General features: G+C 40.5%; 17 protein-coding genes and 4 tRNA genes. 8 read left to right on the forward strand and 13 right to left on the reverse strand.

Annotation, left to right across the window (positions count from 1 at the left end):
- Window positions 1–29 precede the first annotated feature (29 nt).
- From N475_RS02490 to N475_RS02525, 8 genes are all read right to left on the reverse strand, one after another.
- Window positions 30–105: transfer RNA gene (locus N475_RS02490), tRNA-Gly, on the reverse strand.
- 8 nt (window positions 106–113) lie between these two features.
- Window positions 114–200 (reverse strand) — tRNA-Leu (locus N475_RS02495).
- 38 nt (window positions 201–238) lie between these two features.
- Window positions 239–312: transfer RNA gene (locus N475_RS02500), tRNA-Cys, on the reverse strand.
- Window positions 313–330: 18 nt separating this feature from the next.
- Window positions 331–406, reverse strand: a tRNA-Gly gene (locus N475_RS02505).
- Window positions 407–578: 172 nt separating this feature from the next.
- On the reverse strand, window positions 579–1,124 hold the full coding sequence (pgsA, locus tag N475_RS02510) for a CDP-diacylglycerol--glycerol-3-phosphate 3-phosphatidyltransferase (RefSeq protein WP_063355274.1): 546 nt from the start codon (window positions 1,122–1,124) through the stop codon (window positions 579–581).
- A 42-nt stretch (window positions 1,125–1,166) separates the two neighbouring features.
- A complete protein-coding gene (gene uvrC, locus N475_RS02515) occupies window positions 1,167–2,990 on the reverse strand; it encodes an excinuclease ABC subunit UvrC (protein WP_063364629.1) in 1,824 nt (607 codons plus the stop codon).
- Window positions 2,991–2,998: 8 nt separating this feature from the next.
- Complete coding sequence (gene uvrY, locus N475_RS02520; protein WP_063364630.1) at window positions 2,999–3,649, reverse strand: UvrY/SirA/GacA family response regulator transcription factor; 651 nt, start codon at window positions 3,647–3,649, stop codon at window positions 2,999–3,001.
- Between the two features lie 144 nt (window positions 3,650–3,793).
- The gene (locus N475_RS02525; protein ID WP_063364631.1) at window positions 3,794–4,939 is read right to left on the reverse strand and encodes a dicarboxylate/amino acid:cation symporter; all 1,146 of its coding nucleotides are present in this window, start codon (window positions 4,937–4,939) and stop codon (window positions 3,794–3,796) included.
- A gap of 196 nt (window positions 4,940–5,135) precedes the next feature.
- On the opposite strand from N475_RS02525, the gene N475_RS02530 reads away from it, so the two are divergent.
- From N475_RS02530 to N475_RS02540, 3 genes are all read left to right on the forward strand, one after another.
- On the forward strand, window positions 5,136–7,436 hold the full coding sequence (locus N475_RS02530) for a carbohydrate binding family 9 domain-containing protein (RefSeq protein WP_063355271.1): 2,301 nt from the start codon (window positions 5,136–5,138) through the stop codon (window positions 7,434–7,436).
- Between the two features lie 182 nt (window positions 7,437–7,618).
- Window positions 7,619–8,587 (forward strand): cysteine synthase A, encoded by a 969-nt coding sequence (cysK, locus tag N475_RS02535; protein WP_063355270.1) that lies wholly within the window; start codon window positions 7,619–7,621, stop codon window positions 8,585–8,587.
- A 381-nt stretch (window positions 8,588–8,968) separates the two neighbouring features.
- Complete coding sequence (locus N475_RS02540; RefSeq protein ID WP_227008447.1) at window positions 8,969–9,865, forward strand: substrate-binding periplasmic protein; 897 nt, start codon at window positions 8,969–8,971, stop codon at window positions 9,863–9,865.
- Between the two features lie 27 nt (window positions 9,866–9,892).
- On the opposite strand, the gene queE is transcribed toward N475_RS02540, so the two are convergent.
- Window positions 9,893–10,558, reverse strand: coding sequence for a 7-carboxy-7-deazaguanine synthase QueE (queE, locus tag N475_RS02545; protein WP_063355269.1), 666 nt, complete (start codon window positions 10,556–10,558; stop codon window positions 9,893–9,895).
- A gap of 146 nt (window positions 10,559–10,704) precedes the next feature.
- Between queE and queC the strand changes: the two genes are divergently transcribed.
- On the forward strand, window positions 10,705–11,361 hold the full coding sequence (queC, locus tag N475_RS02550; RefSeq protein ID WP_063355268.1) for a 7-cyano-7-deazaguanine synthase QueC: 657 nt from the start codon (window positions 10,705–10,707) through the stop codon (window positions 11,359–11,361).
- 188 nt (window positions 11,362–11,549) lie between these two features.
- On the forward strand, window positions 11,550–11,780 hold the full coding sequence (locus N475_RS02555; RefSeq protein ID WP_063355267.1) for a hypothetical protein: 231 nt from the start codon (window positions 11,550–11,552) through the stop codon (window positions 11,778–11,780).
- 40 nt (window positions 11,781–11,820) lie between these two features.
- On the opposite strand, the gene N475_RS02560 is transcribed toward N475_RS02555, so the two are convergent.
- Entirely contained in the window at window positions 11,821–13,023 is a 1,203-nt protein-coding gene (locus N475_RS02560; RefSeq protein WP_063355266.1) for an acyltransferase family protein, read from the reverse strand.
- A gap of 114 nt (window positions 13,024–13,137) precedes the next feature.
- Between N475_RS02560 and N475_RS02565 the strand changes: the two genes are divergently transcribed.
- The 3 genes from N475_RS02565 (at window position 13,138) to N475_RS02575 (ending at window position 17,322) form a co-directional block, all read left to right on the forward strand.
- Window positions 13,138–13,980 (forward strand): LytTR family transcriptional regulator DNA-binding domain-containing protein, encoded by an 843-nt coding sequence (locus N475_RS02565; RefSeq protein WP_063355265.1) that lies wholly within the window; start codon window positions 13,138–13,140, stop codon window positions 13,978–13,980.
- 289 nt (window positions 13,981–14,269) lie between these two features.
- On the forward strand, window positions 14,270–16,789 hold the full coding sequence (locus N475_RS02570) for a TonB-dependent receptor plug domain-containing protein (RefSeq protein ID WP_063364632.1): 2,520 nt from the start codon (window positions 14,270–14,272) through the stop codon (window positions 16,787–16,789).
- A 344-nt stretch (window positions 16,790–17,133) separates the two neighbouring features.
- A complete protein-coding gene (locus tag N475_RS02575; protein WP_063364633.1) occupies window positions 17,134–17,322 on the forward strand; it encodes a hypothetical protein in 189 nt (62 codons plus the stop codon).
- A 136-nt stretch (window positions 17,323–17,458) separates the two neighbouring features.
- Here N475_RS02575 and N475_RS02580 read toward each other — a convergent pair whose 3' ends face one another.
- The 3 genes from N475_RS02580 to N475_RS02585 form a co-directional block, all read right to left on the reverse strand.
- A complete protein-coding gene (locus N475_RS02580) occupies window positions 17,459–24,517 on the reverse strand; it encodes a calcium-binding protein (RefSeq protein WP_063355262.1) in 7,059 nt (2,352 codons plus the stop codon).
- Window position 24,518: 1 nt separating this feature from the next.
- A complete protein-coding gene (locus tag N475_RS25325; protein ID WP_155730806.1) occupies window positions 24,519–24,689 on the reverse strand; it encodes a hypothetical protein in 171 nt (56 codons plus the stop codon).
- Window positions 24,690–24,898: 209 nt separating this feature from the next.
- A complete protein-coding gene (locus N475_RS02585) occupies window positions 24,899–25,114 on the reverse strand; it encodes a hypothetical protein (protein WP_063355261.1) in 216 nt (71 codons plus the stop codon).
- Between the last annotated feature and the right edge of the window lie 1,151 nt (window positions 25,115–26,265).

Consider the following 26,265-nt stretch of genomic DNA (forward strand, 5'->3'; position numbering starts at 1 on the left):
GGTCGCAAAAGCCAACCTTAAAGTAAAGTTGGAGCGAGTAACGAGGTTCGAACTCGTGACCTCGACCTTGGCAAGGTCGCGCTCTACCAGCTGAGCTATACTCGCACAATAAATGGTGCCCGGGGCCGGACTTGAACCGGCACGCTGTTACCAGCGAGGGATTTTAAATCCCTTGTGTCTACCAATTCCACCACCCGGGCATCGGGTTTGCTTTCGCATGTGGATGTTGTTGAGAAAATGGAGGCGGAACCCGGAGTCGAACCGAGGTAGACGGATTTGCAATCCGCTGCATGGCCACTCTGCCATTCCGCCATATTCTTCAAAAGAAGTTGGAGCGAGTAACGAGGTTCGAACTCGTGACCTCGACCTTGGCAAGGTCGCGCTCTACCAGCTGAGCTATACTCGCATTGAAATTAAAACTCTTAAGTAAGCTTTAACAACATTTCGTTTTGATGACTGTTGTCTCTCAACACGGACGCATTCTACAGAACTTCTTGGATGCGTCAATATAAAAAATGAATGTTTTTAACTGTTTGCTTATTTTTTATCTAAAGCGTTCTGTAATTGCTCAAGATCAGTTAAGATTTAAGCAATTCCCCCTTTGCTGCAAACAAATATTGCAACATAGATACAATGGTAAGTAATGTTGCTATCGCTAACAACGCATAGCTCAACATGATCATCCAAGGTGCAAACTGCCAAATTAAGCCAATAATCGCTAGCATTTGTGCAGCTGTTTTGAATTTACCCAAGTTAGATACGGCAACACTGGCACGTTTGCCTATACCAGCCATCCACTCTCTCAATGCGGAGATGACTATTTCACGGCTAATAATGATAACAGCAGCCAAAGTGACCAAAACATTCTGATAGTGTGCAGCTATAAGCACCAAGGCAACACTGACCATAACTTTATCTGCAACAGGATCTAAAAACGCACCAAACGGAGTGGACTGATTTAATTTGCGCGCCAAATATCCATCAAGAATATCGGTGATCGATGCCAACCAAAAAATAAAAGCGGCAGCAAAAAAGGCCCATGAGTATGGCAAATAAAACACCACGGCAAATACGGGGATGAGAAACAACCTAAATGTTGTAAGCGTGTTTGGAATATTCCACATAACTACTTAGAGAATTCTTTTTCTATATGTTCGCACGAAGCATCAAGCTTTGTCATGCAAATGATTAAATATCTTTTCAGCCAACTCTGGACTGATCCCAGGCACTTGCCCTAATTGTTGTAGATTTGCTGATTTTACTCCCTGCAATCCCCCTAAATATTTGAGTAAAACTTGGCGTCGTTTACTTCCTACGCCAGCTATTTCTTCCAATACTGACTGCGTTCGTTGTTTTTGACGTTTATTTCGATGCCCTGCAATGGCAAATCGGTGCGACTCGTCCCGAATATGCTGAATTAGATGTAAGGCAGGTGAATCGCTCTCTAGATTAATCGTTTTACGCCCGCCGTCAAATAGTAAAGTTTCTAATCCTGGTTTACGACTTGTGCCTTTTGCAACACCTATTAACATCGGCATTTTTTCTAGCTGCCAGTCTTCAAAAAATGCCTCTGCTCTGGCGAGCTGGCCTTTACCACCATCAATAAAGATTATATCTGGTACTTTCTGCTCGTCGGTAATTTTGGCGTAACGCTTATTTAATGCAAAGTCCATTGCCGCATAATCATCACCAGGCGTAATCCCAGTCACATTGTAACGCCTGTATTCTCTTGTATTGGGGCCTTGCCCATCAAAAACAACACAAGATGCAACTGTATTTTCACCCATAGTATGGCTGATATCAAAACACTCCATGCGATCGATATCTGTCAGCCCCACCGCCTCTTTTAACAACGCGTACCGTTTACTAATTGCATCTTGTGCGCTTTGCTTAACCATAATGCTATTGTGTGCATTTTTATTAGCGAGCGCTAGGTATTGGGCACGTTCTGCGCGGACATTGACGCGTAACTGCACTTTTCTTTTCGCCAACTGGGTCAAGCCTTCAGCAAGTTCTGTGCGCTCTGCCACATCAAAAGGCAACACAATATCGCTGGCGATGCGTGCGTTTGAGCCATTTGAAATATAATATTGTCCAATGAAAGACGTTAAAATCTCATCATCGTTAGAATCTTTTGGTACTTTTGGAAAGTAAGTTTTACTACCCAGAATTTTATGGTCTCGAATCATCAGCATATGAATAGCACATAAGCCATTGTGTTGTACAAAACCAATCACATCCATTTCAGCAAAATTACCCGCGACAGATTGCTGCTCTTGCATTTGCCTCAGTAAGGCGATTTGATCCCGGAATTTTGCTGCCTCTTCAAAATTTAAGGACAGACTCGCTTGTTCCATTTTTGCAACTAGGGCTTCGATGACCAAATGCGATTTACCACTAAGAAACTGCCTAACTAAATCGACTTGATTGCTATATTCATCATCGCTCACCTTCTCTACACAAGGTGCGGAACAACGTTTTAGCTGATGTTGCAGGCATGGACGGCTTCGTGCGCGGTAATATGCATCTTCACACTGGCGTACAGGGAAGATTTTTTGCATTAGGCGTAAGCTTTCAGAGACTGCTGCACTGCTAGGAAATGGACCAAAATATTCGCCCTTTTGCTTGCGCGCTCCTCTGTGGAAAGCCAGCCTAGGATGACGATGATCGGTTAATAAAATGTATGGATATGATTTGTCGTCACGCAGGAGAATGTTGTATCTAGGTTGATACTTCTTAATTAGGTTATTTTCTAAAAGCAGCGCCTCGGTTTCTGTATTGGTTAATGTGACTTCAATATTCGCGATATTGCTAACCAAAACCTGAGTTTTACTGTCTGGAATATTGCTACGAAAGTAGCTACTAACGCGCTTTTTAAGGTTTTTTGCCTTTCCTACATAAATAACCTGGTGCTCTTTATCATACATTCGATAGACACCAGGTTCAGTTGTAAGCGTTTTTAAAAACGATTTATGATCAAATACAGCCATTCAAATGGTTAACGAGAACTATCTATGTCGATCATTTTATGACGGATTGCCAAATGTGTCAGTTCAACATCACCACTTACGTCCAGCTTTTCGAACATTCTGTAGCGGTAACTGTTTACTGTTTTTGAACTTAAGTTTAAGCGTTCAGCGATATCTTGCGCTTTTTCACCTTTGGTGATCATTAACATAATTTGCAGCTCTCTATCTGAGAGGGACTGAAAAGGGTTTTCATCCACTTTACCACTAAACTGCGCAAGTGCAATTTGCTGAGCAATTTCGGGCGCAATATAACGCTGCCCAGAATTCACCGAACGTATTGCATTCATCATTTCATCAGGGCCTGCACTTTTAGTTAGATAACCGTGTGCGCCAATCTGCATTACCTTACTTGGGAATGGGTCTTCACAGTGCACCGTTAAAACGATAACTTTTACGTCTGGGCAGTAACGACAAATCTTTTTCGTTGCTTCCAAACCGCCGATCCCCGGCATATTCATGTCCATTAATACGATGTCAGGTTCATTTTGACGGCAAAAAGTGACCGCCTCTTCCCCAGTTTTAGCCTCTCCGACCACCTTGAAACCACGCACATCATCTAAGATGCGCTTGATCCCAGTCCTTACAAGTTCATGATCATCAACTAAAAGTACGTTAATCAATGGAACATCCTCACGCTAGCCCTTGGTAATTAAAATCTTTTCGATTTGCTTTGCGAGATTAACACATAATTTCGCAAAGCATAATCAATTACATCATTCCATTTTATAAATATACGAATTTACTATTAATTCTATATAAAACGCCTATCCCTTTTCAGAAAAGCGGTTCACCCATAATGCAATCACGCCGTCACCTGTCACATTGCATGCAGTACCAAAGCTATCCTGTGCAAGATACAAAGCTATCATTAACGCTATGGCACTTTCGTCAAACCCTAACATAGAGGTCAACAAACCCAATGCTGACATAACTGCGCCACCTGGAGCACCTGGTGCTGCAATCATTACCACGCCGAGCATAAATATAAATGGCAGCATATCAATCAAGGATGGAACCGCCATAGTAGGTGACAAAAACATCACTGCCATTGCACAAGTCACAATCGTAATTGTAGACCCAGACAAGTGAATTGTAGCACATAAAGGAACTGAGAAATTGGCTACTTCTTCAGATACCCCATTTGCTTTGCTCGCTCTCAATGATACTGGAATGGTTGCCGCACTCGACATAGTTCCAATTGCAGTAAAATAAGCAGGTAGCATATTTTTGACCAATTCAACTGGGCTGCGCTTTAGCATTAGTCCAGTCACAACAAACAAAGTCGTTAACCACAACCAATGCATTGCCACAGCAGCAATTAACACGACACCAAAGGTACTTAACGTATCAACAACTGTGCCAGCTACAGCCATTTCAGCAAATACACCAGCAATATAGAATGGCAATGCAGGTATAATCACTTTTGCCAGTAATGCATCAATCACATCACGGCCTTGATCAACCACGTCTTTTAATTGCACCAGATTTAATTGGCTGATCCCAATACCGAAGATAAACGCTGTCGCAAGCGCAGTCATAACACCCATGATAGGTGGAATTTCAAGTTGTATATAACCTTTGAGCTCGGCGCCTTTTGCAGCCTCATAAGCAACGCTGCCCTCAAAAAAGCCGGTCGCGGTCAATACCAGTAAAACGGCTAATGTACCTGCGATTACAGTCGAGCCATATGCAAAGCCAACTGTTTTACCCAACAAATGCCCTGAAGTTTTGGGCAATCCCGCAATTCCTGAGGCGATAAAGAACAAGATAATTAAAGGGATAGTAAAGCTAATTAATTGACCAATAATTACTTTTGCTGTGTAAAGTAACTCTGTAATACCCAGAGGCAGATATAAACCCGCCAATATACCACCTAAGATACCGGCGATAAGTTTTATTATTAGAGACATGTTTTGCCCGAATCATATTAGTTTGAGGCCCTTTTTATCATGTTTTTACCCCTTAGGTATACAAATGCGATACTTTAACTGCATATGGTTTACCTCATTTCACCTGATATTAACGCAATCTAACGAGAAAGAATTGAGGCGCTTATACTATTATTATTTAATTAACAGCTCATTCGACTGAGAATTAATCTTTATCATGTTAAGAAGTACTAGCTACACCTGCGCCCTTTTACTTTCGATGAATGCATTCGCAGAGAAAGCCCCCATAGACATTCCTTACGTGCCTGAATCAGCTACTATAGATGGCAATATTCAGGACCCTGTTTGGCAAAAAGCGAAAACAATTCAAATCGATAACGTCACTTGGCCCCATGACAATATCGCCAGCCCAGTGAAGACAAAAGCGCTGGTCTATGAAAATGGCAGTTCATTGTTTGTTGCGTTTATTGCCAAAGATCCTAATCCAGAGAAAATTCGTGTTCACTATAGAGACAGGGATAAAATTTGGAATGATGACCTTGTGGGGCTCAAAATTGACTCTCTTAATACCAGTCGCAATGCCTATCAGTTTTTTATCAATCCACTGGGTGTTCAATTAGACTCGATTGAAGATGAACTCACCAAGAATGAAAATGCATCATGGAACGGAATTTGGTCAAGTAAAGGAACTATCTCAAACGATGGATATACTGTCGAAGTGGAGATTCCTTTACGCGTTTTAAACTTTGATGATAGTAAAAAAACAAAAACCATGGCTATGGAGTTTTTGCGTTTTTTACCAAGAGATGAACGACTACGCATTTCAAATATGCAACTAGACCACAGTAACAGTTGTTGGATATGCCAGATGCCATTGTTTAGCGGATTTGAACAAGCCAAACAAAGTAGCAACATCACCGTTACCCCAGCACTTGCCATCGCAAACACGCAGACTCGAGATATTGACGGCGCAGAAATACCTGACTTTAGTGACGAGACCGATTATGAGCCTGGTCTAGATGTTAAGTGGGCTATCACACCTGATACTACGTTGAACCTAACTCTCAACCCTGACTTTTCGCAAGTCGAAGCCGACACAGGACAACTAAGTGTAAACAATAGCTTCAGTCTATTTTTCCCAGAAAAACGCGCATTCTTCCTCGAGAATGATGACTACTTTTCTTCACACTTAAACTTGGTACATACTCGCAATGTCGCTTCACCAGATTATGGGGTCAAACTCACCAGCAGCAAACAAGGCCATACATTTGCAGGCTTTGTGGCAAATGATGAAATGACTAATGTGCTCATTCCAGGTAACTTGGGGTCCAGTATTGTGTCACTCGAGCAAAAGAGTGAAAACGCGGCGCTTAGATATCGGTATGATGTAGACGGTAGCCTTTCAATTGGCGCCACCAGCACAGTCAGACAAAGTGAAAATTACCGCAACCAGGTGTTCAGTTTAGACAGTAAATATCGCCCAACAAAACACGACACGGTTAAACTACAGGCAACATTGACGGATACCGAATATGACCAACATTTTGTTGATGAGCTGTGTGACGATGACCCACTGGCTGACTGCGAATTAGATGAAAGCGTACTCCGCGTACTTAACGAAAATGATAAACAAGGGCTAGGTTACTTAGCCAGCTATGAACACAATCGAAAACACTGGCGTGCATTCGCCTCTTATAGAAACTATGAATCTGCATTTCGTGCAGATATGGGGTTTTTATCACAAGTTGATTTCAATAAGTTTGTGACTGGCTTTGAATACCGCTGGTATGGAGAAGAAAATAATTGGTGGAATCGCGCAAATTGGTACACTGATTGGGATATTACTCATAACGAAGATGGTGAATTACTTGAAAAAGAAGTACAGTCAAGTTTCAAGTTACAGGGTCCACTACAAAGTATCATCGAGTTTGGTATCGACCACCGCAAGCGCACAGGCTTAAGGTATGATGAGTCTGTGTTGTCCATCGATGGAAATACCGACTTATTCACCGAAAACACCCAGTGGGCATACTTTGAAATGAAGCCCAAAGCAGGCGTTTTTGCTGCCCTTACGCTAAACACAGGAAACCGTGTGGATTTGGCCAACAATCGACTAGGGCAACGACACTTAATCAAACCCACACTAAACTTTAATCTTGGCCGTCATTTTGAAGTGAAGTTAAGACACACTTATGAGCGTTTTGAACATGAGGGCGAAGATGTCTACACCGCAAACCTCTCTGATGTACGCTTGACCTATCAATTTGGTATTAATAGCTATATAAGGCTTGCTGTGATCAATTTAGATATAGATAGAAATCAACAAAAGTATCTTGATGAGGTTGACAGTCGATACAAAAAGCTGAGCACGCAACTTCTATACTCCTATAAGCTTAACCCTGAAACCGTCTTATTTGTCGGCTACTCAGACAGTGGCTATCAAGACGATGACTTAACCAGTATCACGAAAGACAACAAAACCTTTTTCGCCAAGTTTAGCTACGCTTGGTTACTATAGATACAAATAAGCTGTTAATTACTTAACGTAATTAACAGCTTATTTTATATTCATTCTAGCTATAAGCTTTTTTAATATATCTTATAGCCATTCTTTACTTCTTGTTTTGTTTTCGGACCAGTAAAGTGTGACTATATTCATTATTACTTAATAATAGTCCTAAGCTTATTCAAGGGAACACTATGTCTAAAGTATTTTCAGATAACAGCCTAGCGATAGGTCAAACACCAATCGTTAAATTAAACCGTGTTACAGGTGGTAACGTTTACGCCAAAGTTGAATCTCGCAACCCAAGTTTCAGTGTAAAGTGCCGTATTGGCGCATCAATGATCTGGGAAGCTGAAAAGCAAGGTCTTTTAGGAGAAGGCAAAGAGCTGATCGAGCCAACTTCGGGTAATACAGGCATTGCTCTCGCTTTTGTTGCTGCATCACGTGGTTACAAATTAACACTAACTATGCCAAATACAATGAGCCTTGAGCGTCGCAAGCTATTAAAAGCATTGGGCGCTAATTTAGTACTTACTGAAGGTGCTAAGGGTATGAAAGGTGCAATTGAAAAAGCAAATGAGATCCTAGCAAGCGACCCTGAAAAGTATGTTTTACTACAACAGTTCGAAAACCCTGCTAACCCTAAGATCCACTTCGAAACAACGGGCCCTGAAATCTTTGACGCACTTGAAGGCAACATTGATTACTTTGTAGCAGGCGTTGGTACTGGTGGTACAATTACAGGTGTGAGCCGCTTCTTAAAACAAGAGAAAAGCTTAAACGTTAAATCAATCGCTGTTGAGCCGACTGACTCACCTGTAATTACTCAAACACTAGCAGGCGAAGAAGCTAAGCCAGGCCCACATAAAATCCAAGGTATTGGTGCAGGCTTTATCCCAGGCAACTTAGACTTAGATCTGATTGATGGCACTGAGCAGGTATCTAACGAAGATGCAATTGCTATGGCACATCAATTAATGAAAGATGAAGGTATCTTGGTAGGCATTTCATCTGGTGCTGCGGTTGTTGCTGCAAAGCGTATTGCTGAAAAACCAGAAAACGCAGATAAAAACATCGTTGTTATTCTACCAAGTGCAACAGAGCGTTACTTATCAAGCCCAATGTTTGCTGACGAATTCAGCGAACAAGAACTGGTTCAGTAATAACTCTCTTCTAAGGCCAGCAAATTGCTGGCTTTTTTCATTTCTTTTGCACTATTTCACCTCGCCTTTTTTCGTATTCTTACTAGACTAATGTATATCAGCTAAACCACTGACAAACTGATTCAAAAGTCATGCGACTTTAGTAAATTGCACATTGGGTAATACATTGATAGCCACTCAATTAAATACAATGTCACAATATGGTTGCTTTAACTCGCTAAATTGAACAACTAATCATACCAGTATCTAGGCTAAAATTTGTTTAAATCATAGCGCGTTTAATAAGAGTACTTGTCGCTACTCTTAAACGAAAATATTAGATCGAGCAGATGGGCTGCTGATTAGAGTACCTTATATTAAATAAGGATAAATAAAATGAGAATGCTAGTTTATCTTGCCTTTGGTTATTTAGCCCTGTTTGCAACTACTTCCCACGCGAGTCTCCAAGTAGGCTTTTTTAAATCTGGGCAGTATCAAATGATCATGGGCGAAAAATACAAAAATGGTTACCTATTTAGCAAAAACCCGACGAAGGAACAGCTACACCTAGTAACATTGGACTGGCCACCTTATATTGGCGACCAGCTTTGCAATAAAGGCTGGGTGTTTCAGTTTACGGTCTCGTTACTTGTTGATCAGGGCTACCCTGTCTACCTTGAGTTTTTACCCTGGGCTAGAGCAGTGAAAGCCGCTGAGTCGGGCAAAGCTGACTTATTGTTTCCCGAGTATTTTATTGAAGATGCTTCTCCTTCAGATAATTTCCCTGGTAAAACACGACGAGAATTACTGGCCTTGTCGAATGCGTTTCCGGGAGGAGAGATCGGATTTTTAAAAAGACGTGGTGAGGCTGACAAGTTTGAAGGTAATCTCAATGATTTAAAAGGCACCACGATTGGTGTCGTTCGCGGATACCAAAACACCCCCGAATTTGATGCCATGATGGACAATGGTGAGTTTATTATCGTTGAGGCAGTTGATGATTTACAGTTAGTAAAACTGCTCGTAGGTAAACGCGTCGACCTCATTATCGGTGACCCAAAAGTGTTGCGTTTTACGGTCAGTTATTCTGAGTTGTCCAAATCTGAAAAAGTGACGCTACTACGCGGACTCGAAGATGTGGAGCCCGCATTGCGCTACAACAACTTATTCTTTGCGTTGAGTAAAAAGAAGCCTACATGGCGCAACGTACTAAATGATATAAATAAAGGTCTCTACCTATTTAACAATAGTGGAGAAACCGAGCGCATTATTGAAATCGGCAGTACAGAGTGTTATTAGTTTGAAAGGCGGCTATAAGCCGCCCTTTTAGTTTATTCCGATGTACTTATGCACCTGAATAGATAATCGCCAATTCTTTTTAACGCAAGTATCTATAGCCAATTTAGTCGCTTTGGCTTTTTGGCTGATAGGTTGCAGATAGATAAGCTTTGGCCTCACCCCTGTTTGATCAAACAGAGCTTCTAATTCATCTATATGTTTTTGCATTGCCACCGGATGCTTAATTTCATCAGCGCGTTGCATCGCAGAGGTAAGGACATCATAGCCTCCACGCATATTTATTTTTGGTGACACAGTTACCCAAGTCTCGTCTGGTACCAAAATTTCGAATGTACCACTGGTTTCAACTTGAGTTGAATAGCCTGCTTGGTGAAGCGTCTCACACAATGATGTTAAGTCATACATACAAGGTTCACCGCCAGTAATCACAATATGCTTAGCGGTATATCCACGCACATTCAGTAGCTCAACGATCTCCTCAGCTGTGGCATTGGCCCACCATTCAGAATCAGATTTTTTTTCAACCGTTTTGTCCAAGCTAACCAAGTATGTCGGGTTTACATCCCATGTCTGCTTAGTGTCACACCAAGCGCAACCCACAGGGCACCCCTGCAAGCGAACAAAGATTGACGGTGTCCCCGTAAAACTTGCTTCACCTTGAATGGTTTCAAAAACTTCATTAATTTTGTACAAAATAGCTCCAAACTACTCAATATATTTTGCGAAAATAACCTGCTAAAATTGTCATTTTTTCAGCGGCCGTGTAGTATATCGCGCCCTGAAGCAAACCTCTATTAAAATCGAGGCAAAACCTGAGGCATTTATCCGAGGTACCCCCTATGAGCGAAAAAGTCGTTGTTATCTATTCTGGAGGCATGGATTCTTACACTGTGCTTAACAAAGCCCTTAAACAGGGTCACGAAGTCTATGCGCTGTCTTTTAATTATGGGCAACGACATGTTAAAGAGCTAGAAGTAGCAAAAGAAGTATGTGATGACTTAAATGTGCCACATAAGATTGTTGATATTTCAGCAATCAATCAGTTACTTGCTGGATCTTCTTTAACAGATGATATTGAAGTGCCAGAAGGGCACTACGAAGAAGAGAGCATGAAAAGCACAATCGTACCCAATCGTAATATGATTTTGCTATCTCTGGCTGTAGGCTATGCAGTATCACTGAAGGCAAATAAAGTATTTTATGGTGCCCACTCTGGTGACCATGCAATTTACCCAGACTGTCGCCCAGAGTTTGTAAAAAAGATGGATGATGTATGTCGCATCGCAAACTACGACGAAGTAGAAATCGTCTGCCCATATCTCAATAACAGTAAAATCGACATTCTTACTGACGGTCTGAAAATGGGCTTGGACTACAGCCAAACTTGGACTTGCTACAATGGCCGTGAAAAAGCTTGCGGAAAATGTGGTGCTTGTCAGGAACGCTTAGAAGCTTTTGAGCTTAATCAGGCTACAGATCCATTGTCTTACGAATAGTAACTATCCGCGTACCCAAAGGCCACCTTGGGTACGCTTGTTTGATCCCACCTCCTACTCACACAATTTACTTGCCAACAACACTTAGTCATTGATTCGCAGATCACCGACTTAATCTGACACTTGTCACTATACCCACAACAATTATCAACTATTATTAGGATAGATAAGCTTAAGGAGATAAATGTATGTCAGGCACTACGATGGTATTTTTAATCGTACTTGTTAGCGTTGGTTTTGGCGTGATCAGAGACCTATATGGTAAGTACTTACAAGCACAAAAGCTTAGTGGATTGAACAAACAAGAAAGCGAACAGTTAAAAACTGAAATTGATCAGCTCAAAGATAGAATTGCGGTATTAGAAAAAATTGTCACCGATGAAGGCTATCAGGTAGACAAAAAAATTAAGAGTCTCTAATGCAGTTTGTGGCGCCAACTAAAGCTGGCGCCACTATTTATCAAGCTGTCTGACACTTTGTTTTCGGTGTACAAGGTTTATCCTGCTGAGATACGCCAAATAAAACACACAAAACCCTATTACGTTTAATCACCTCAAACCCCAAATAGCACCAAAGTGTAGTAAACGCAATGATGACAATACTTTCGACGCTGGGTGAAATCTCGAATGGTTTCAACCAGTAAGCAAAAACTATAATGAGGGTTTGGTGCAACATATACCAAGGCAAAACCGCCGTCGTTGCATAGCGCAATTGTCGATTTGGTGAAGTCAAATGAGAAGCACTGTACCCTATTAATGCCAACATCCAAGCCCAATGATTTACAATCACAACCATGCCATAAAGACTTCTTACCCAGATATTCGTCTCAAAGTGTTGTGAAAAGAAATATAAAAACCCATGTTTATCCATCAAAATTAGCATGTAGCCAATGAGCGCAACTGCCATTAACCTATGTCTACTTCTGATTACACTCGTCTTTAAATGCGGCAGCAGTGCAAATACATAGCCCATAAAAAACACTGAAAAATACTTACCGTGATTATACCAATCATCAACAAGTCCGTGGGTTGAAGGAAATGCTTGCCTTAACATCATCCAAACTGCAAACAGAGTAACAACCGCCACTCCCAATGCCACTGACGCAGAAAGCTTAGGCTTTAGTGCAGCTAACATAAGTCGCAGTGGCACGATTTGTGTCAAGATCAACAGTACCAAGCAATAAACCCAAAGATAAGCCAAAAACCATAGGTGGTTCCAAGTCAACAGCCCTATCTCAGATTGATATTGCACCAACAGGGATGTGTTAGGGTTGATATAAGCGAGCCAAAAATCAATAAAAGACATCGTGATCAGCCCTTTATCTAGCATCTCAATATACATTTGAGGTGCTACGACCACATACATTCCAAAGAGCAGAGGCACAAACAGACGCAGAGTTTTCGCTTTAATTAGCTGCCAAGTGCCCATTCGTTGGTGGCAAAAGGCTAAGACAATCCCTGAAATAAAAAAGAGTAATGACATGCGCCATTGATTACTAAGCAACATAAAGTTTTGTAGTAGCTCTGAAGTCTGTGCACTTTTTATATGCCACCCCCAATCAGCCACGTAGTACATACCTACGTGATATAAAATAAGAACACCAAACACTAAAACACGGAGCCAATCTAAATCCCATTGGCGTGTAAAATGCGAGTTTGTCATAGTCCCTCCTAGCATGTTATTTTTTTAATCTAGTTTAATAGTGAACTCAGTTAACCACCCAGGTTATTGAAATACATGCATATAGTGATAAAAGGTGGAATTAAGGGATGAACCGTGAATTGGCTTGAAAAAATAATCAAACAGCACACAGCACTGTGTGGTTATATTACAGCCACAGTATATTTATTGATTAATAATACGGTCAACGCATTGTCTGTTTGGACCGAACACTCTCGTGCTGGGATGCCACAAATTCAACTTTGGGAGCCTTTCGTTTGGGAGTATACAAGTGCGCTATCCTTGCTGGTACTGATCCCTGCATTGATAGCTTTGTTTCGATGTTACCCGCTCAACACTACTCACCCTCTAAAACTCGTGGTAGTACATACCTTCTCATCTCTCGTGTTTTCTTTGTGTCACGTTTTGCTAATGGTAGGACAACGCCATTTGGCATATTTGTTCATGCAGGGCCATTACGACTTTGGAGACTACTATCAAGAGTTTTGGTATGAGTATCGTAAGGATGTGCTTTCATACCTTTTTATCTTTTTTATTTATCACAGTGTAAAATGGACACTCAAATCTACCTCAGTTGCAGCGCAGCAAGATCTTTCTTTAAATCAATCCCCCACACAGTTCCTAGTCAAAAAGCATGGTGAGGAGCATATAGTGAAAGTTTCTGAGATAGAATGGTATGAAGCTTCAGGGAATTACGTTAACTTGCATAGTAAAGGCCGTATCTACCCGCTACGCGAAACCTTAAATAACCTTTGTACAAACCTAGCACAAACACACGTAACCCGAGTCCATCGCAGATTTGCTGTCAACAACCATGAGATTGCATCTGTGAGATACATTCCAAGTGGGGACGGTATTATCACCCTGAAGTCAGGCATAGAGATTAATTTATCCCGACGATTTAAAACTGATTTCAAACAAGCTATTAAGGTTATTTGACCACTCCACCACTTCAATCGAATACTATATTTTACACAAACCGAAAAGTGAGAATGTTAAAATACAAACACAATTAGAGAAATCTATTTAATTTTATTAATAACTTGAAATAATTTGATAGCATAGCTTTTCTAATTAAATAGCCAAAAGTTAGAAGTTATATTCTATAACAAAATTGAATTTAACGACGCATAAATTACTCATTACTATCCGCTTCCCATTAGATTATTAGTCTTAAATTAACGACCAATCTAACCACTCTATTGAAATTAATTCGCTAGGATACACAATGCTAAAACCGAACTTCTTGGCAGCATCAGTTAGCCTGATATTAGCCTCTGCACCCGTATTTACGCTTCATGCAAATGAGTCTATGAGCACTGAACAAGAACTCAAACCAGAAGTCATCGAAGTAACAGGTACCAGAAGAAGCCTTCGCAGCATTGCAGAAAGCACAGTCCCCGTGGACATCATTAGCCTCGATGAGATCAACAGCTCTGGTCAACTGGAATTAAGCCAAGTTTTAACCACTTTAGTACCAAGTTTTAACTTTCCAAACTCCCAACTTGCGGATGGAACTGACCATGCTCGTCCAGCTGTACTGAGAGGCTTAGCGCCTGATCATACATTGGTTTTAATCAATGGAAAGCGTCGTCACTCTAGCGCATTACTCAATTTAAATGGCACTGTAGGACGTGGCTCGTCAGCTGTTGACCTAAACATGATCCCAACTGCGGCTATTAAGCGTATTGAAGTTCTTAGAGACGGCGCGGCTGCTCAGTATGGCTCTGACGCAATAGCTGGCGTTATCAACATTGTATTGAAAGATGCGGATCAAGGCGGCTCGTTAAACATCACCTATGGTAAGTACGACACTCAAATGGCTGGGGCTAAACAGCTTGAAAGCGTCACTCAAAGTGACGGTGGTGATCTTGCCTTTGAACTTGGTGAGGACCGTACAGTAAGTGACGGTAATACAAGTACCATTAGCGGTAACATCGGCCTGCCTCTTGGTAGAGACGGCTTCATCCACCTTTCAGCAGAAGTAAGAAATAAAGCACCATCAAACCGCTCTGGCTTTGATCCTAGAGAACAGCATTCACGAGACGAAGCAGGCAACTTGGATGCTCGTGAATTTGACGTGCAAAGATATAATCATAGATTTGGTAAAGCGGATATCGAAGATTTCGCGTTTTTCTATAATGCCGGTTACGATTTAACCGATAACACAACGCTATATTCATTTGGTAGCTATTCTAAGCGCAAAGGCAATTCAGGCGGCTTTTTCCGTCGTCCAAAAGACAGCAGAAACTTAATATCCGTATACCCGGATGGCTTCTTACCTCAGATAACCACTGAAGTCGAAGATTTCGCTTTTGCAATAGGTGCAACTTCACAGGTTGCTGGGTGGGATGTAGACAACAGTGCAAACTTTGGTCGCAACCAATTCAATTTTGGTGTGACAAACAGCTTGAATACGTCAATGGGTATCAATAGTCCGACTGAGTTTGATAACGGTGACTTGGTATACGACCAGCTTACGTTGAACTTTGATGCCAAGAACAGTTTTGATTTTGGTTTATATGAAGAGGTATACATCACTGTTGGTGCAGAATATCGTCACGAGTCATATCAAATCAAAGCTGGTGAGGAGGCTTCTTACCTGACTGTTTTAGATGCGCAAGGTGCACCAGTTGCTGCGGGCGGAGCTCAGGTGTTAGCAGGTTTTTCACCGGCAAGTGCAGTAGATGAGTCACGCAGTAATGTCGCGCTTTTCACGGAGTTTGACACGTATATCAACGCAGACTGGAACATTATTCTAGCCACGCGCTTAGAAGATTATAGTGATTTTGGTTCAACACTGACTGGTAAACTAGCAAGTCGATATGCCATAAATGACGCGCTTTCTTTAAGGGGAGCAGTGAGTACTGGGTTTAGAGCCCCTTCTTTAGCACAATCCTCATACAAGTCTATTGCAACTGTATTTGAAAATGGTATCCCAAATGAAGTTGGTCTGTTTCCAGTTGATACTGCCGCAGCACAAGCGCTTGGGGCACGTCCACTTGAAGCGGAAGAGTCAGTAAACATCACGGCAGGGTTCATCTACAGCGCAGGAGAGTTCAGCCTAACATTGGACGCTTACCAGATAGATATCGATGACCGTATTGTAATGTCTGAGAACCTCAGCGGCGACGCCGTAGAACAAATTCTGGCGACAGCAGGCGAACACAATGTACAACGTGTACGCTACTTCACTAATGCGATAGATTCTAGAACTCAGGGTGTAGACATTGTCGCAACTTACAACTTCGACTTAAATACATATGGTAGCCTAGCACTCAGTGCTGCTCTAAACCTCAACGATACCGAGGTTACCCATGTCAAAGACAACCCTACAGAGCTTGCTGAGCTAGGTAACGGATACCAATATTTTGCACGACGCGAAATAGCACGTTTTGAGGATGGGACACCTAAAGATAAGTTGAATCTGGTCGCAACCTGGAAGTATGAAAGCTGGACAGCCATATTGAAAGCGACTAGGTACGGTGAGACGACCGACTCATCTAGTACTGTAGCAAAAGACGAAGTGCTAGATGCTAAGTGGATAACAGATCTAGAAGTTGCATACCAAGTTAACGAAAACTGGCGTTTCGCGGTAGGTGCTAACAATTTATTTGACCAATATCCACAAGATACAGTAGGTAATATTGGATTCAGCAACTTCAATCAAATATTCCCATATTCTGCATTTTCGGCGTATAACACTGATGGCCGCTTTGTGTATGGCAAGGTTTCGTTTAACTTTTAATTAGAACTATGCATGCCAGCTCTCATAAGCAGAGCTGGCTCGTTTTATCATTGAATAACTAATACCTAACATGCAAATATATATATTATTCAATTACATATAATATATAATTATAAGCCAGTAGCAGATACAAAAAATTGTACACACCTTCAACCCCCCTTATAATAAAATAGAATACTCACCAAGTTAAAAGCACCTTGCCATCCATTAAAAATTCATGCTATTAATAAATCAATAATAAAAAATTCAAGAAAAGACTCACAGTCTTTACTTGTAGACAAGCGAAGGCGATTGCTTGATTAGCAATGATGTATGCCTATTTATAAAATAGAAGGATATTTATTGTGAACTTAAAACTTAGTAAGAAAAGTATTAAAAAACTAACTACAGACAAAAACTCTTTGCCTCTTGAAGCAACACCAAAAGTCGGTGGTGCTGCGGTTAGTGAGCTTATTTGTAATTCTGATGGCATATGTTGGACACAACGAGGCAATGGACAAGCATGCGAAATTTATACGCATCACTGCAATTAACTAGCATCAAAGCCTTCACTTAGAAGGCTTGATTATAAACTAGCTATAAAAAACCACCTCACAGTTAAAAATATAAAACAAAAATAAAAGCAAAAATAATCAAACACCCTTATTATTTATACCATTTATTTTAACGTTATATATATTCTACTTTGATAAGATACTTATTTATATCTTGAGAGCTACTACTTTCGAGCGCATCCCCACCATCAACAAAGCCAGACATTGACTGAATCAGAAGCTCATAATTAGAATTGAATGCAGTTGAATCCATTGCATTTTGAGAATTTGCAATTTGTGCTTCAATAGAAGCTAAATCAAGTACCGTACCATCTGACAATTCCACAGCGCTTATTTTGTATCTATCCTCGCCAAAGTAATTGTAGATACTAATCGTTTCACCTGAAGAGTTGAGCGTCGCCAATAGATCACTGCCACGGCGTGACCAACCTAAATCTTCTGAAGTTACACCTGTTTTAAAGACCAATTTATCAATATCCTGTGCACCGTAACTACCATATCTAGGAGCATTTACAATGGTGTCATTGCCAGAGCCTTTGCCCCAATAATAGATGTCGCTGCCTGCTTCACCATATAAAATATCGTTACCAGCACCACCATCTAATACGTCATTACCTGCCCCAGCTTTTAAAGTGTCATCTCCACCTAGTCCCAGTAGAGTATCTCCTTGCTGATAACCGATTAGCGTATCATTGGTGTTCGTACCCGTTATCGTTCTTACTTGCTCTTCAATCACCGCTAAATCAATAGCTGTACCGTCTGCAAGTTCAACCAAGTCTATCTTATACTTTTCTTCACTAAAGTAATTGTAGATACTCAGTGTTTCGCCTGTTGAACCTAGTGTAACTTTCAGGTCACCACCACGACGTGACCAATTTAAGTCCTCCGCAATCACACCTGCCTTAAAAACTAACTTATCTACATCACTCGAACTGTAACTTGAATATCTAGGCGCATTGACAATGGTGTCATTGCCAGAGCCTTTACCCCAATAATAGATGTCGCTGCCCGCTTCACCTGATAAGCTGTCATCCCCAGCACCGCCGTCAAGGTGGTCATCTCCCTCTCCGCCTTCCAAGCTATCATTACCAGCTCCGCCATCTAATGCGTCATTACCTGCCCCAGCTGTTAAAGTGTCATCTCCACCTAGTCCCAGTAATATATCATCTTGCTGATAACCGATTAGCGTATCATTGGTGTTCGTACCCGTTATCGTTCTTACTTGCTCTTCAATCACCGCTAAATCAATAACTGTACCGTCTGCAAGTTCAACTAAGTCTATCTTATACTTTTCTTCACTAAAGTAATTGTAGATACTCAGTGTTTCGCCTGTTGAACCTAGTGTAACTTTCAGGTCACCACCACGACGTGACCAATTTAAGTCCTCCGCAATCACACCTGCCTTAAAAACTAACTTATCTACATCACTCGAACTGTAACTTGAATATCTAGGCGCATTGACAATGGTGTCATTGCCAGAGCCTTTACCCCAATAATAGATGTCGCTGCCCGCTTCACCTGATAAGCTGTCATCCCCAGCACCGCCGTCAAGGTGGTCATCTCCCTCTCCGCCTTCCAAGCTATCATTACCAGCTAGCCCCATCAAAGTGTCATTTTGTTCATAACCGATAAGGGTATCATCCGCTTCGGTCCCAGTAATTGTTTTGGCAAGCTCTTCAATAGTGGCCATATCAATTACAGCGCCATCTGAAAACTCAACGAACTTGATTTTGTATTTATTCCCATCAAAGAAACGATTAATACTCAATGTTTCTCCCGTTGTGCGCAGGGTCGCAATGAGGTTACTACCCTTACGAGACCAGCTTAAATCATCTTCGACTACGCCCTCTTTGATAACAAGCTTGTCGATATCACTGCTACGATACGGATCATTTTGTATTGCATTTATAATAGTATCATTACCAAACCCTGCTCCCCAAATATATGTATCGCTGCCAGCTTGACCATATAAAATATCATCGCCAGCACCGCCATTTAGGATATCGTTACCAGCGCCTGCCTTAAGCCAGTCATCTCCTCCAGCTCCAGTTAGAGTATCATTTTGCTCATACCCCAGTAGATAATCGTTTTCTTCGGTCCCTGTAATGAGTTTGACTTGCTCTTCTATATCCATTAGGTCGAAGGCTGTTCCATCCGATAGCTCGATTGCATTAAGTTTATATTTTTCTGCACTAAAGTAATTGTTAATGCGTAAAGTTTCATCGGTAGATATTAGCGTAACGACTAAGTCATTATGATTGCGTGTCCAACGTATACCTTCAGAGCTTATACCTGCTTTGAAAACGAGTTTGTCAATATCACTGCTGTTATCAGGAGCAAACTCTTCGGCATTAAAAATTGTGTCATTTCCCGAACCTATTCCCCAAGAATAGGTATCACTACCAGTGCCACCATATAGGCGGTCAACACCCGAACCTCCATCCAAAAAGTCATTACCACCACCGGCTGCTAAAATATCGTTACCACCAAGACCCCAAAGAATATCGTCCTGCTCGTAACCCTCTAAAGTATCATTATATTCAGTACCTGTGATGGTTTTTACTTGTTCTTCAATGGCCGCCATATCTATGGTCGTCCCATCAGATAGCTCCACTATATTGAGTTTGTACTTTTCCTCCCTGAAGTAGTCTCTCAAATGTAGCGTTTCTCCTGAAGAAACGAGTGTAACTACCAAATCGTACTCACTTCGAGACCAATTTAAATCATCTATCGTTATGCTTGATTCAAATATCAATTTATCAATGTCATTGACATTATCTGCACTATTCTGAGGTGCGTTAACAATAGTGTCATTACCAGAACCAGCTCCCCAATAGTAGATGTCACTACCTTCTGCACCATGCATCCGATCGTTGCCCTTCCCTCCGATCATAATGTCGTTGCCCTTCCCTCCATCTAGAACATCGTTGCCATCATCGCCATCTAAAATATCATTGCCATCACCACCATATAGGTAGTCGTCTCCACTACCTCCATCAAGCAAATCATCTCCAGATTGAGCATGTAAAATATCATTGCCACCTAAGCCCGATAAAGATTCATTCTGTTCATAACCTGTTAAAGTGTTATCGCCAGCATTACCTATCAAATTCTTGACTTGCTCTTCTATCACATTTAAGTCAATTACTGTGCCATCTGATAACTCAGCAGAGCCCAATTTACCCGTATTACCACTGAAGAACTGATCTACACGTAATGTTTCACCCGTCGACACTAAAGTAACTTCAAGATGTGCTTCATTGCGAGACCAACGAAGATCGCCAAGTGTTATACCCGCTTTAAATACCAACTTGTCAATATCATTACTATGACTATACCGATCATAATTAATTATACGGTCATTACCGGAGCCAACTCCCCAATAATACGTATCGCTGCCAGCACCACCATATAGCTGGTCATCTCCAGCTCCACCATCAAGCAGGTCATTACCTGCTTCTCCATACAGTAGGTCGTTCCCTACTCCTCCATCCAATACATCATTACCAGAGCCTGCATTTAAAACATCGTTGCCGCCATAGCCCAACAGGGTGTCATCTTGCTCATAACCGACTAAAACTTCTTCTCTATAACTACCTGTTATAAGTAGAACTTCTTGATGAATCGAATCAGTTGTTATAGCAGTGCCATCCGCAAGCTCTATTGCTGTTAGTTTATTTTGGTCATGAGAAAAGTAATTTGAAATTAATAGCGTTTCACCGGTTGATTTTAAGGTTGCAAGCAAATTTTGACCACTTCGTGACCAGGTTAAGTCATCTGTCGTTACACCCGGTTTAAATACCAGTTTATCAATGTCACCTGCGCTATGCGGACTATATCTGTCATAGTTAATGATTTTGTCGTTACCAGAACCCTCGCCCCAAAAATAAATATCGCTTCCCGAACCACCATTTAAGGTGTCATCCCCTGAGCCTCCCTCAAGCTGATCATTTCCATGCCCACCATACAAATGGTCATTACCAGCGCCACCGTTTAGCAAATCATCCCCCGCATTGCCGCGAAGTATATCATTACCGCCTAAACCTTTGAGTATGTCATTTTGCTCATAGCCTTCTATCTGCTCGTCTAGCATTGAACCTGATTGTACATGAGCGGATTGTTCTATTTGAGCGGAGTCTAAAACCGTGCCATCATACAATTCAAAATGATTAACCTTGTGCGCATCGCTTACAAAGTAACCAGACAAAATGAGTGTTTCACCCGTGCTTAGTAGAGTGACTTTAAGATCTGTATTTTCTCTGAACCAATGAAGGTCATCACCTGTTATGCCCTGTCCAAAGATAAGTTTGTCTGTATGTGAAGTGTCCCTGCTATCTATAGTGCTAAAGTCATAAATGATGTCATCACCACTCCCTTTACCCCAGTGATAGATATCATTACCAGCGCCACCATAAAGTCGATCACTGCCAGCTCCGCCATCTAAGGTGTCATTTCCGTTCCCTGCATATAGCTGGTCATTTCCTGCCTGTCCGAATAATACATCATGACCACCATTGGCATTTATTTGATCATTCCCTCCATGTCCGTATATTGTGTCATCGAGATCATATGTCGTTATGACATCATTACTATGTGTACCTGATGACACCTTTAGTTGAGACTCAATCGCCGTATATGATATTAATGTACCGTCATGCAGCTTGAAGTTTTCGATCTTATTTTGTTCAGAATAAAAGAAATACTTTATGGTAAGTGTCTCTCCGGTTGTCCTAAGTGTGACTTTTAAATCTGTCGCAGTGCGTGACCAAATCAAATCAGTGGACTCAATACCTGCCTTAAATACAACGTTATCTAAGTCACCTTGACTATCGAGAATAATATCCTCACCAGAGCCTGCACCCCAAAGATAGTTGTCATTACCTGACCGGCCTTGTAGCTGATCGTTACCTGCACCACCATCTAGAACATCATTCCCACTCTCGCCAATTAGGGTATCATTACCAAGCCCGCCATCTAAGTAATCGCTCCCTCCACCACCATAAAGTGTATCATTGCCTTGCTCAGCATAGAGTACATCGTTGCCGTCATAACCTTTTAATGTATCTTTGTATATAGAACCAAGTACAATGTCACTTTGGTCTGTTCCGTCAAACTCTTTGGCATATTCAAGGGCAGTGATATTGTACTCTTCATAAAGTGCGTGCGCTTGAGCGTCATCAGCTAATGCCTGACGCAAATATAGCTGTAAATAGTCACCTAGATCTGTCCAATTATCTTTTAGCTGTGGTAAATATAAGGCAATATCAATTAAGTCTTTAACACCATCCACACCCGTATTGGCAATATGCTCATCAAGCCCCAATTTAAACAAACTGAAATCAATACCTATGCCATTTGAACCAAAGGAAGGGATAATTCTATTGAACAAAGGTCTGAGGCGGGTTTGCAATGCAAGTGACAAATAAACCTGCCTTTCTAGGTGCTTATAAGTATTTAAAATCGCGTTCTGTGACGCGTCCGACATAACAAGCTCTTTTTTCCATGTTGAAAACCTTTTGTCGCCTCTCACGATTTCCGTTTTGGTCTCTTCGTACAAACCCGCAAACTGCCGTCCATAGAAACTTTCTAGAATATAAGCATGGCCCTGATACGTATCTGATTCATTATCTGACACAAAATCAAACATATGTGTTACAGAACCATTTAGACCGCTAACACCCATACGATAGAAGCCGTTTTCAGAGTTAACAGAGACAAAGGTAAACTCATTAGGTTTAGCTAAAGTCGCATGGCCAAGATATTCACCAAAGTATCGTTCTACTGGGCTCGACTTACTCCATTCCCAAATAACTTTGTTTATAAGCGCTTTTTGTCCAGATCTTGTTGACGATGTTGTAAATTGCTCTAAAACTCTGGCTACATTTTCATCTCTAGTAGCAGCTTGCCTTAATGAACCTGTCGCGCCTGTCCCCTTAAACTCTGGCAACAGTGAAGCACGTTCACTTATAGGGGTTGGATCAATGATCTCCTGATAATAAGACTCTTCTTCGAAAAATAGCGCTGAGGTAATTCCACTGTCTCCACTGTGCCAAGTGAACGCTCCTGAAAATGCGATCTGGTTACCATTTTGCAAGCTCCCACTTTCTTTAAAATCAAGATTAATAGATGAAATTCCCCAATCAGTAAGGGATTTCAATTCATTACTTTGACTTATTCCATCTTGATTTAAGTCTTGCCAAATTTGTAATTGGCCATAGATACTATCATTTGCGTCAATTACACCATCTCGATTTTCATCATGTTGCTTAAGTGCATAATACCCATGTTTCGCTATGGAGCGTCGCCCATTGTCGATAATTGTATTATCGCCAAATAACTCTCTTCCGTCATTGATGATGCCATCGTTATTGAGGTCGAGTACTAACAGCCCATCATCTGCGCTCACCCAACCAGTACCCACTCTGACACCATCAGCATTATGGTCAAACATAATGCCTAAATTAGCACTGACCGTCTCAATTCCATCACCGTCCAAGTCAAAAACAATAGGATCACGGCGAGGGCGTAATGCATTACTTACATCATCGAGCCAATCTTTAAACGCACCAGACGCCAAATCGGGTAATTGGTCAAGATTCGTCAAGAAATCTGACAACCCCAGAAGTGAACCCAAAACGTTTTTTTCAAACTCTTCTGCTGAAGGGAATGTATCTGAAATTGCATTCAATACATCTGATAACGGTTTAGTTATATCGGTACTATCGGTATCAGAAATTTGTTCCGTCAACGAAGCAAGGCCTAAAACTGTCGCTATTATACCTGTGCTAATAGCGAACATACTAATAGGGTTAGCAACGGCTGCAACAGTTCCTATAATACTCACAGTTCCAGCTGCCAACTTATAAAATTCTGCATCTGTTATAGGTTGATTTGGTTTTTTATTATTAATTACTCCAATCAAATCAGTAACACCTGCAATCGAAGCTAAATGCGGATGTACCGAAGAAAGCTTTTTAAGCATTCCTCCAATACTTGCTAACGTACCTAATGGTGAAGCAATGTCAGCTACTCCACTCTTTCCATCGTTATATTTTTTGATATCATTATCAATTGTAATAATTGCTTGATGGAGGGTTGTTGTTCCATTTAATACTTTAATAACTTCATTGGCAAATTTACGGTGCAATACTTGTGCTGCAGTAAGTCCCTGCATACTACTTCTCCTCTTGAATTAAAAATTTATCACCATCTGATAAAGATAAAATCGAACCACAACCACCATGCTCATTACATTGCTCGGCTTTTACTTTTATTACTTGGCCTGGGTCAAGGTTTTTAATTTCTTTTAATTCAGCCTTATAAGCTCTCCAGGCCATTTTCACCATATTATCAAATAGCTATAACAAGAACTTGCCGATGAGAAATTTTATAAGAAAAGAATATACCATCCTATCAACAATCGGCATAACTTGATAATTTACAAATATACATGAGAAAACAAAAAATAAATGAAGCCAATAATATTTAGTATTTTCAGACTTTCATTGAATATTTTTTGATCTTTTCAAAAGTTCCCATTTTAAGGTCATCGTTATCATGCTCTTTCATCTAGCTTCTGAATTACAGGTGATAACAAAAACCCCATGACACAGCGACTATCTGTTTTTATTTCGACATTGACATTCATCTCTGAACTCAAAGAAATATATTTTCTTTCAACATCTTTATATTGGCTATCTACTTTTACTTTAATAGGAAAATATAAGCCCAAAACTTCATCTTTTAACACATCAATTGCAACTTCTATCATCTTGCTAGTAATGAAACTATAAAGAGTACATAGGGAACGTTCTATTGCTTACTGCGACAATCCAAGTTAACTCGCTGAAGCAATAAAAAATTAACTTCCAAAAAACCAAAGTGAAGACTAAAGTCAGTGATGTAGCGGTCATGAACAAGCTCTTTTGTCCGTGACACTAACTCATCGTTACTTAAAATATGCCAAAGGCAACTTAAGTATATATCGATATATTTCACGGCCCAGGCCTACATCAATACTGCTTGTTGTGTGACTGAATAAAGACGCTCTTAAGGCTGATAAAAACAAGTCTAAAATATAACAAAAAAGAAACTAACAACTAGAACATTGGTTCTCGTTTAAAAATAAATACTTACTTTCAAACTGGCTTTAAAACTATTAAAAATTAATATTTTTTGGCTTTTTGTGGAGAACTTTGGACTAACACTCTCTCCCCACTCATCTTTTCATAATGAAAATCGGGTTTTATCACCATCACTGGTAAGCTATTTTAATTTACGTACATCGAAACTTATAGAATTTGACTTAAGGTCTTTAGACTTTTCCGCTCTTAATAGTTTTTTTTCGTTCAAGTCCAATTCATTTATTTTTTGGTGATTGAACTGATTTTAAAGCTCTTCGGCATTAATACTAACATTGTGAATTTGCCTATTAGAGCAATACACTGTAGCTCTGAAAAGAACGGAACTTTGCTGAAAAGGGTCACAGAAACTCCATGTAAAATGATGAAAATAGTTTATCAATAGAGATAACTATAAATATTAAAAATCCATTAAACATCAAAAAAACTTGCTAAAAAAGCCATGCAAGGCAATTTTTTAGCCATCATAACTAAATAAATTCAAAATTCAATGACTGTTTTACCTATTTTAAAAATAGAAAAACAAACATTAAAAAACGTTAAAATAGATCATAATAATTTAACAAAATAGATACATCTCGCTCCAACATAATAAGAGAACCAAAAAATTAACAATAAATATTGAAGTTTATAATAAGCGTGAAAATCTCAACAAAGAGAAATAAAAGATCTATATTGTGCTAGTTGGTATTAAAATAATCATATGTTCCATGTGCTTCGATTGCCAATGTAAGCCTTTCTAAAACGTGCGCATAAATCGTATTGAACTGCTTTAATTAAA

Origin of the sequence: Pseudoalteromonas luteoviolacea DSM 6061, assembly GCF_001625655.1 — a bacterium.
Classification (GTDB): Bacteria; Pseudomonadota; Gammaproteobacteria; order Enterobacterales; family Alteromonadaceae; genus Pseudoalteromonas; species Pseudoalteromonas luteoviolacea.

Coding starts and splice junctions, on each gene's coding strand:
- pgsA (WP_063355274.1), bottom strand. CDS start 1,124: ATGTGGAATATTCCAAACACGCTTACAACATTTAGGTTGTTTCTCATC.
- uvrC (WP_063364629.1), bottom strand. CDS start 2,990: ATGGCTGTATTTGATCATAAATCGTTTTTAAAAACGCTTACAACTGAA.
- N475_RS02525 (WP_063364631.1), bottom strand. CDS start 4,939: ATGTCTCTAATAATAAAACTTATCGCCGGTATCTTAGGTGGTATATTG.
- N475_RS02530 (WP_063355271.1), top strand. CDS start 5,136: ATGTTAAGAAGTACTAGCTACACCTGCGCCCTTTTACTTTCGATGAAT.
- cysK (WP_063355270.1), top strand. CDS start 7,619: ATGTCTAAAGTATTTTCAGATAACAGCCTAGCGATAGGTCAAACACCA.
- N475_RS02540 (WP_227008447.1), top strand. CDS start 8,969: ATGCTAGTTTATCTTGCCTTTGGTTATTTAGCCCTGTTTGCAACTACT.
- queC (WP_063355268.1), top strand. CDS start 10,705: ATGAGCGAAAAAGTCGTTGTTATCTATTCTGGAGGCATGGATTCTTAC.
- N475_RS02555 (WP_063355267.1), top strand. CDS start 11,550: ATGTCAGGCACTACGATGGTATTTTTAATCGTACTTGTTAGCGTTGGT.
- N475_RS02560 (WP_063355266.1), bottom strand. CDS start 13,023: ATGACAAACTCGCATTTTACACGCCAATGGGATTTAGATTGGCTCCGT.
- N475_RS02570 (WP_063364632.1), top strand. CDS start 14,270: ATGCTAAAACCGAACTTCTTGGCAGCATCAGTTAGCCTGATATTAGCC.
- N475_RS02580 (WP_063355262.1), bottom strand. CDS start 24,517: ATGCAGGGACTTACTGCAGCACAAGTATTGCACCGTAAATTTGCCAAT.
- N475_RS25325 (WP_155730806.1), bottom strand. CDS start 24,689: ATGGTGAAAATGGCCTGGAGAGCTTATAAGGCTGAATTAAAAGAAATT.
- N475_RS02585 (WP_063355261.1), bottom strand. CDS start 25,114: ATGATAGAAGTTGCAATTGATGTGTTAAAAGATGAAGTTTTGGGCTTA.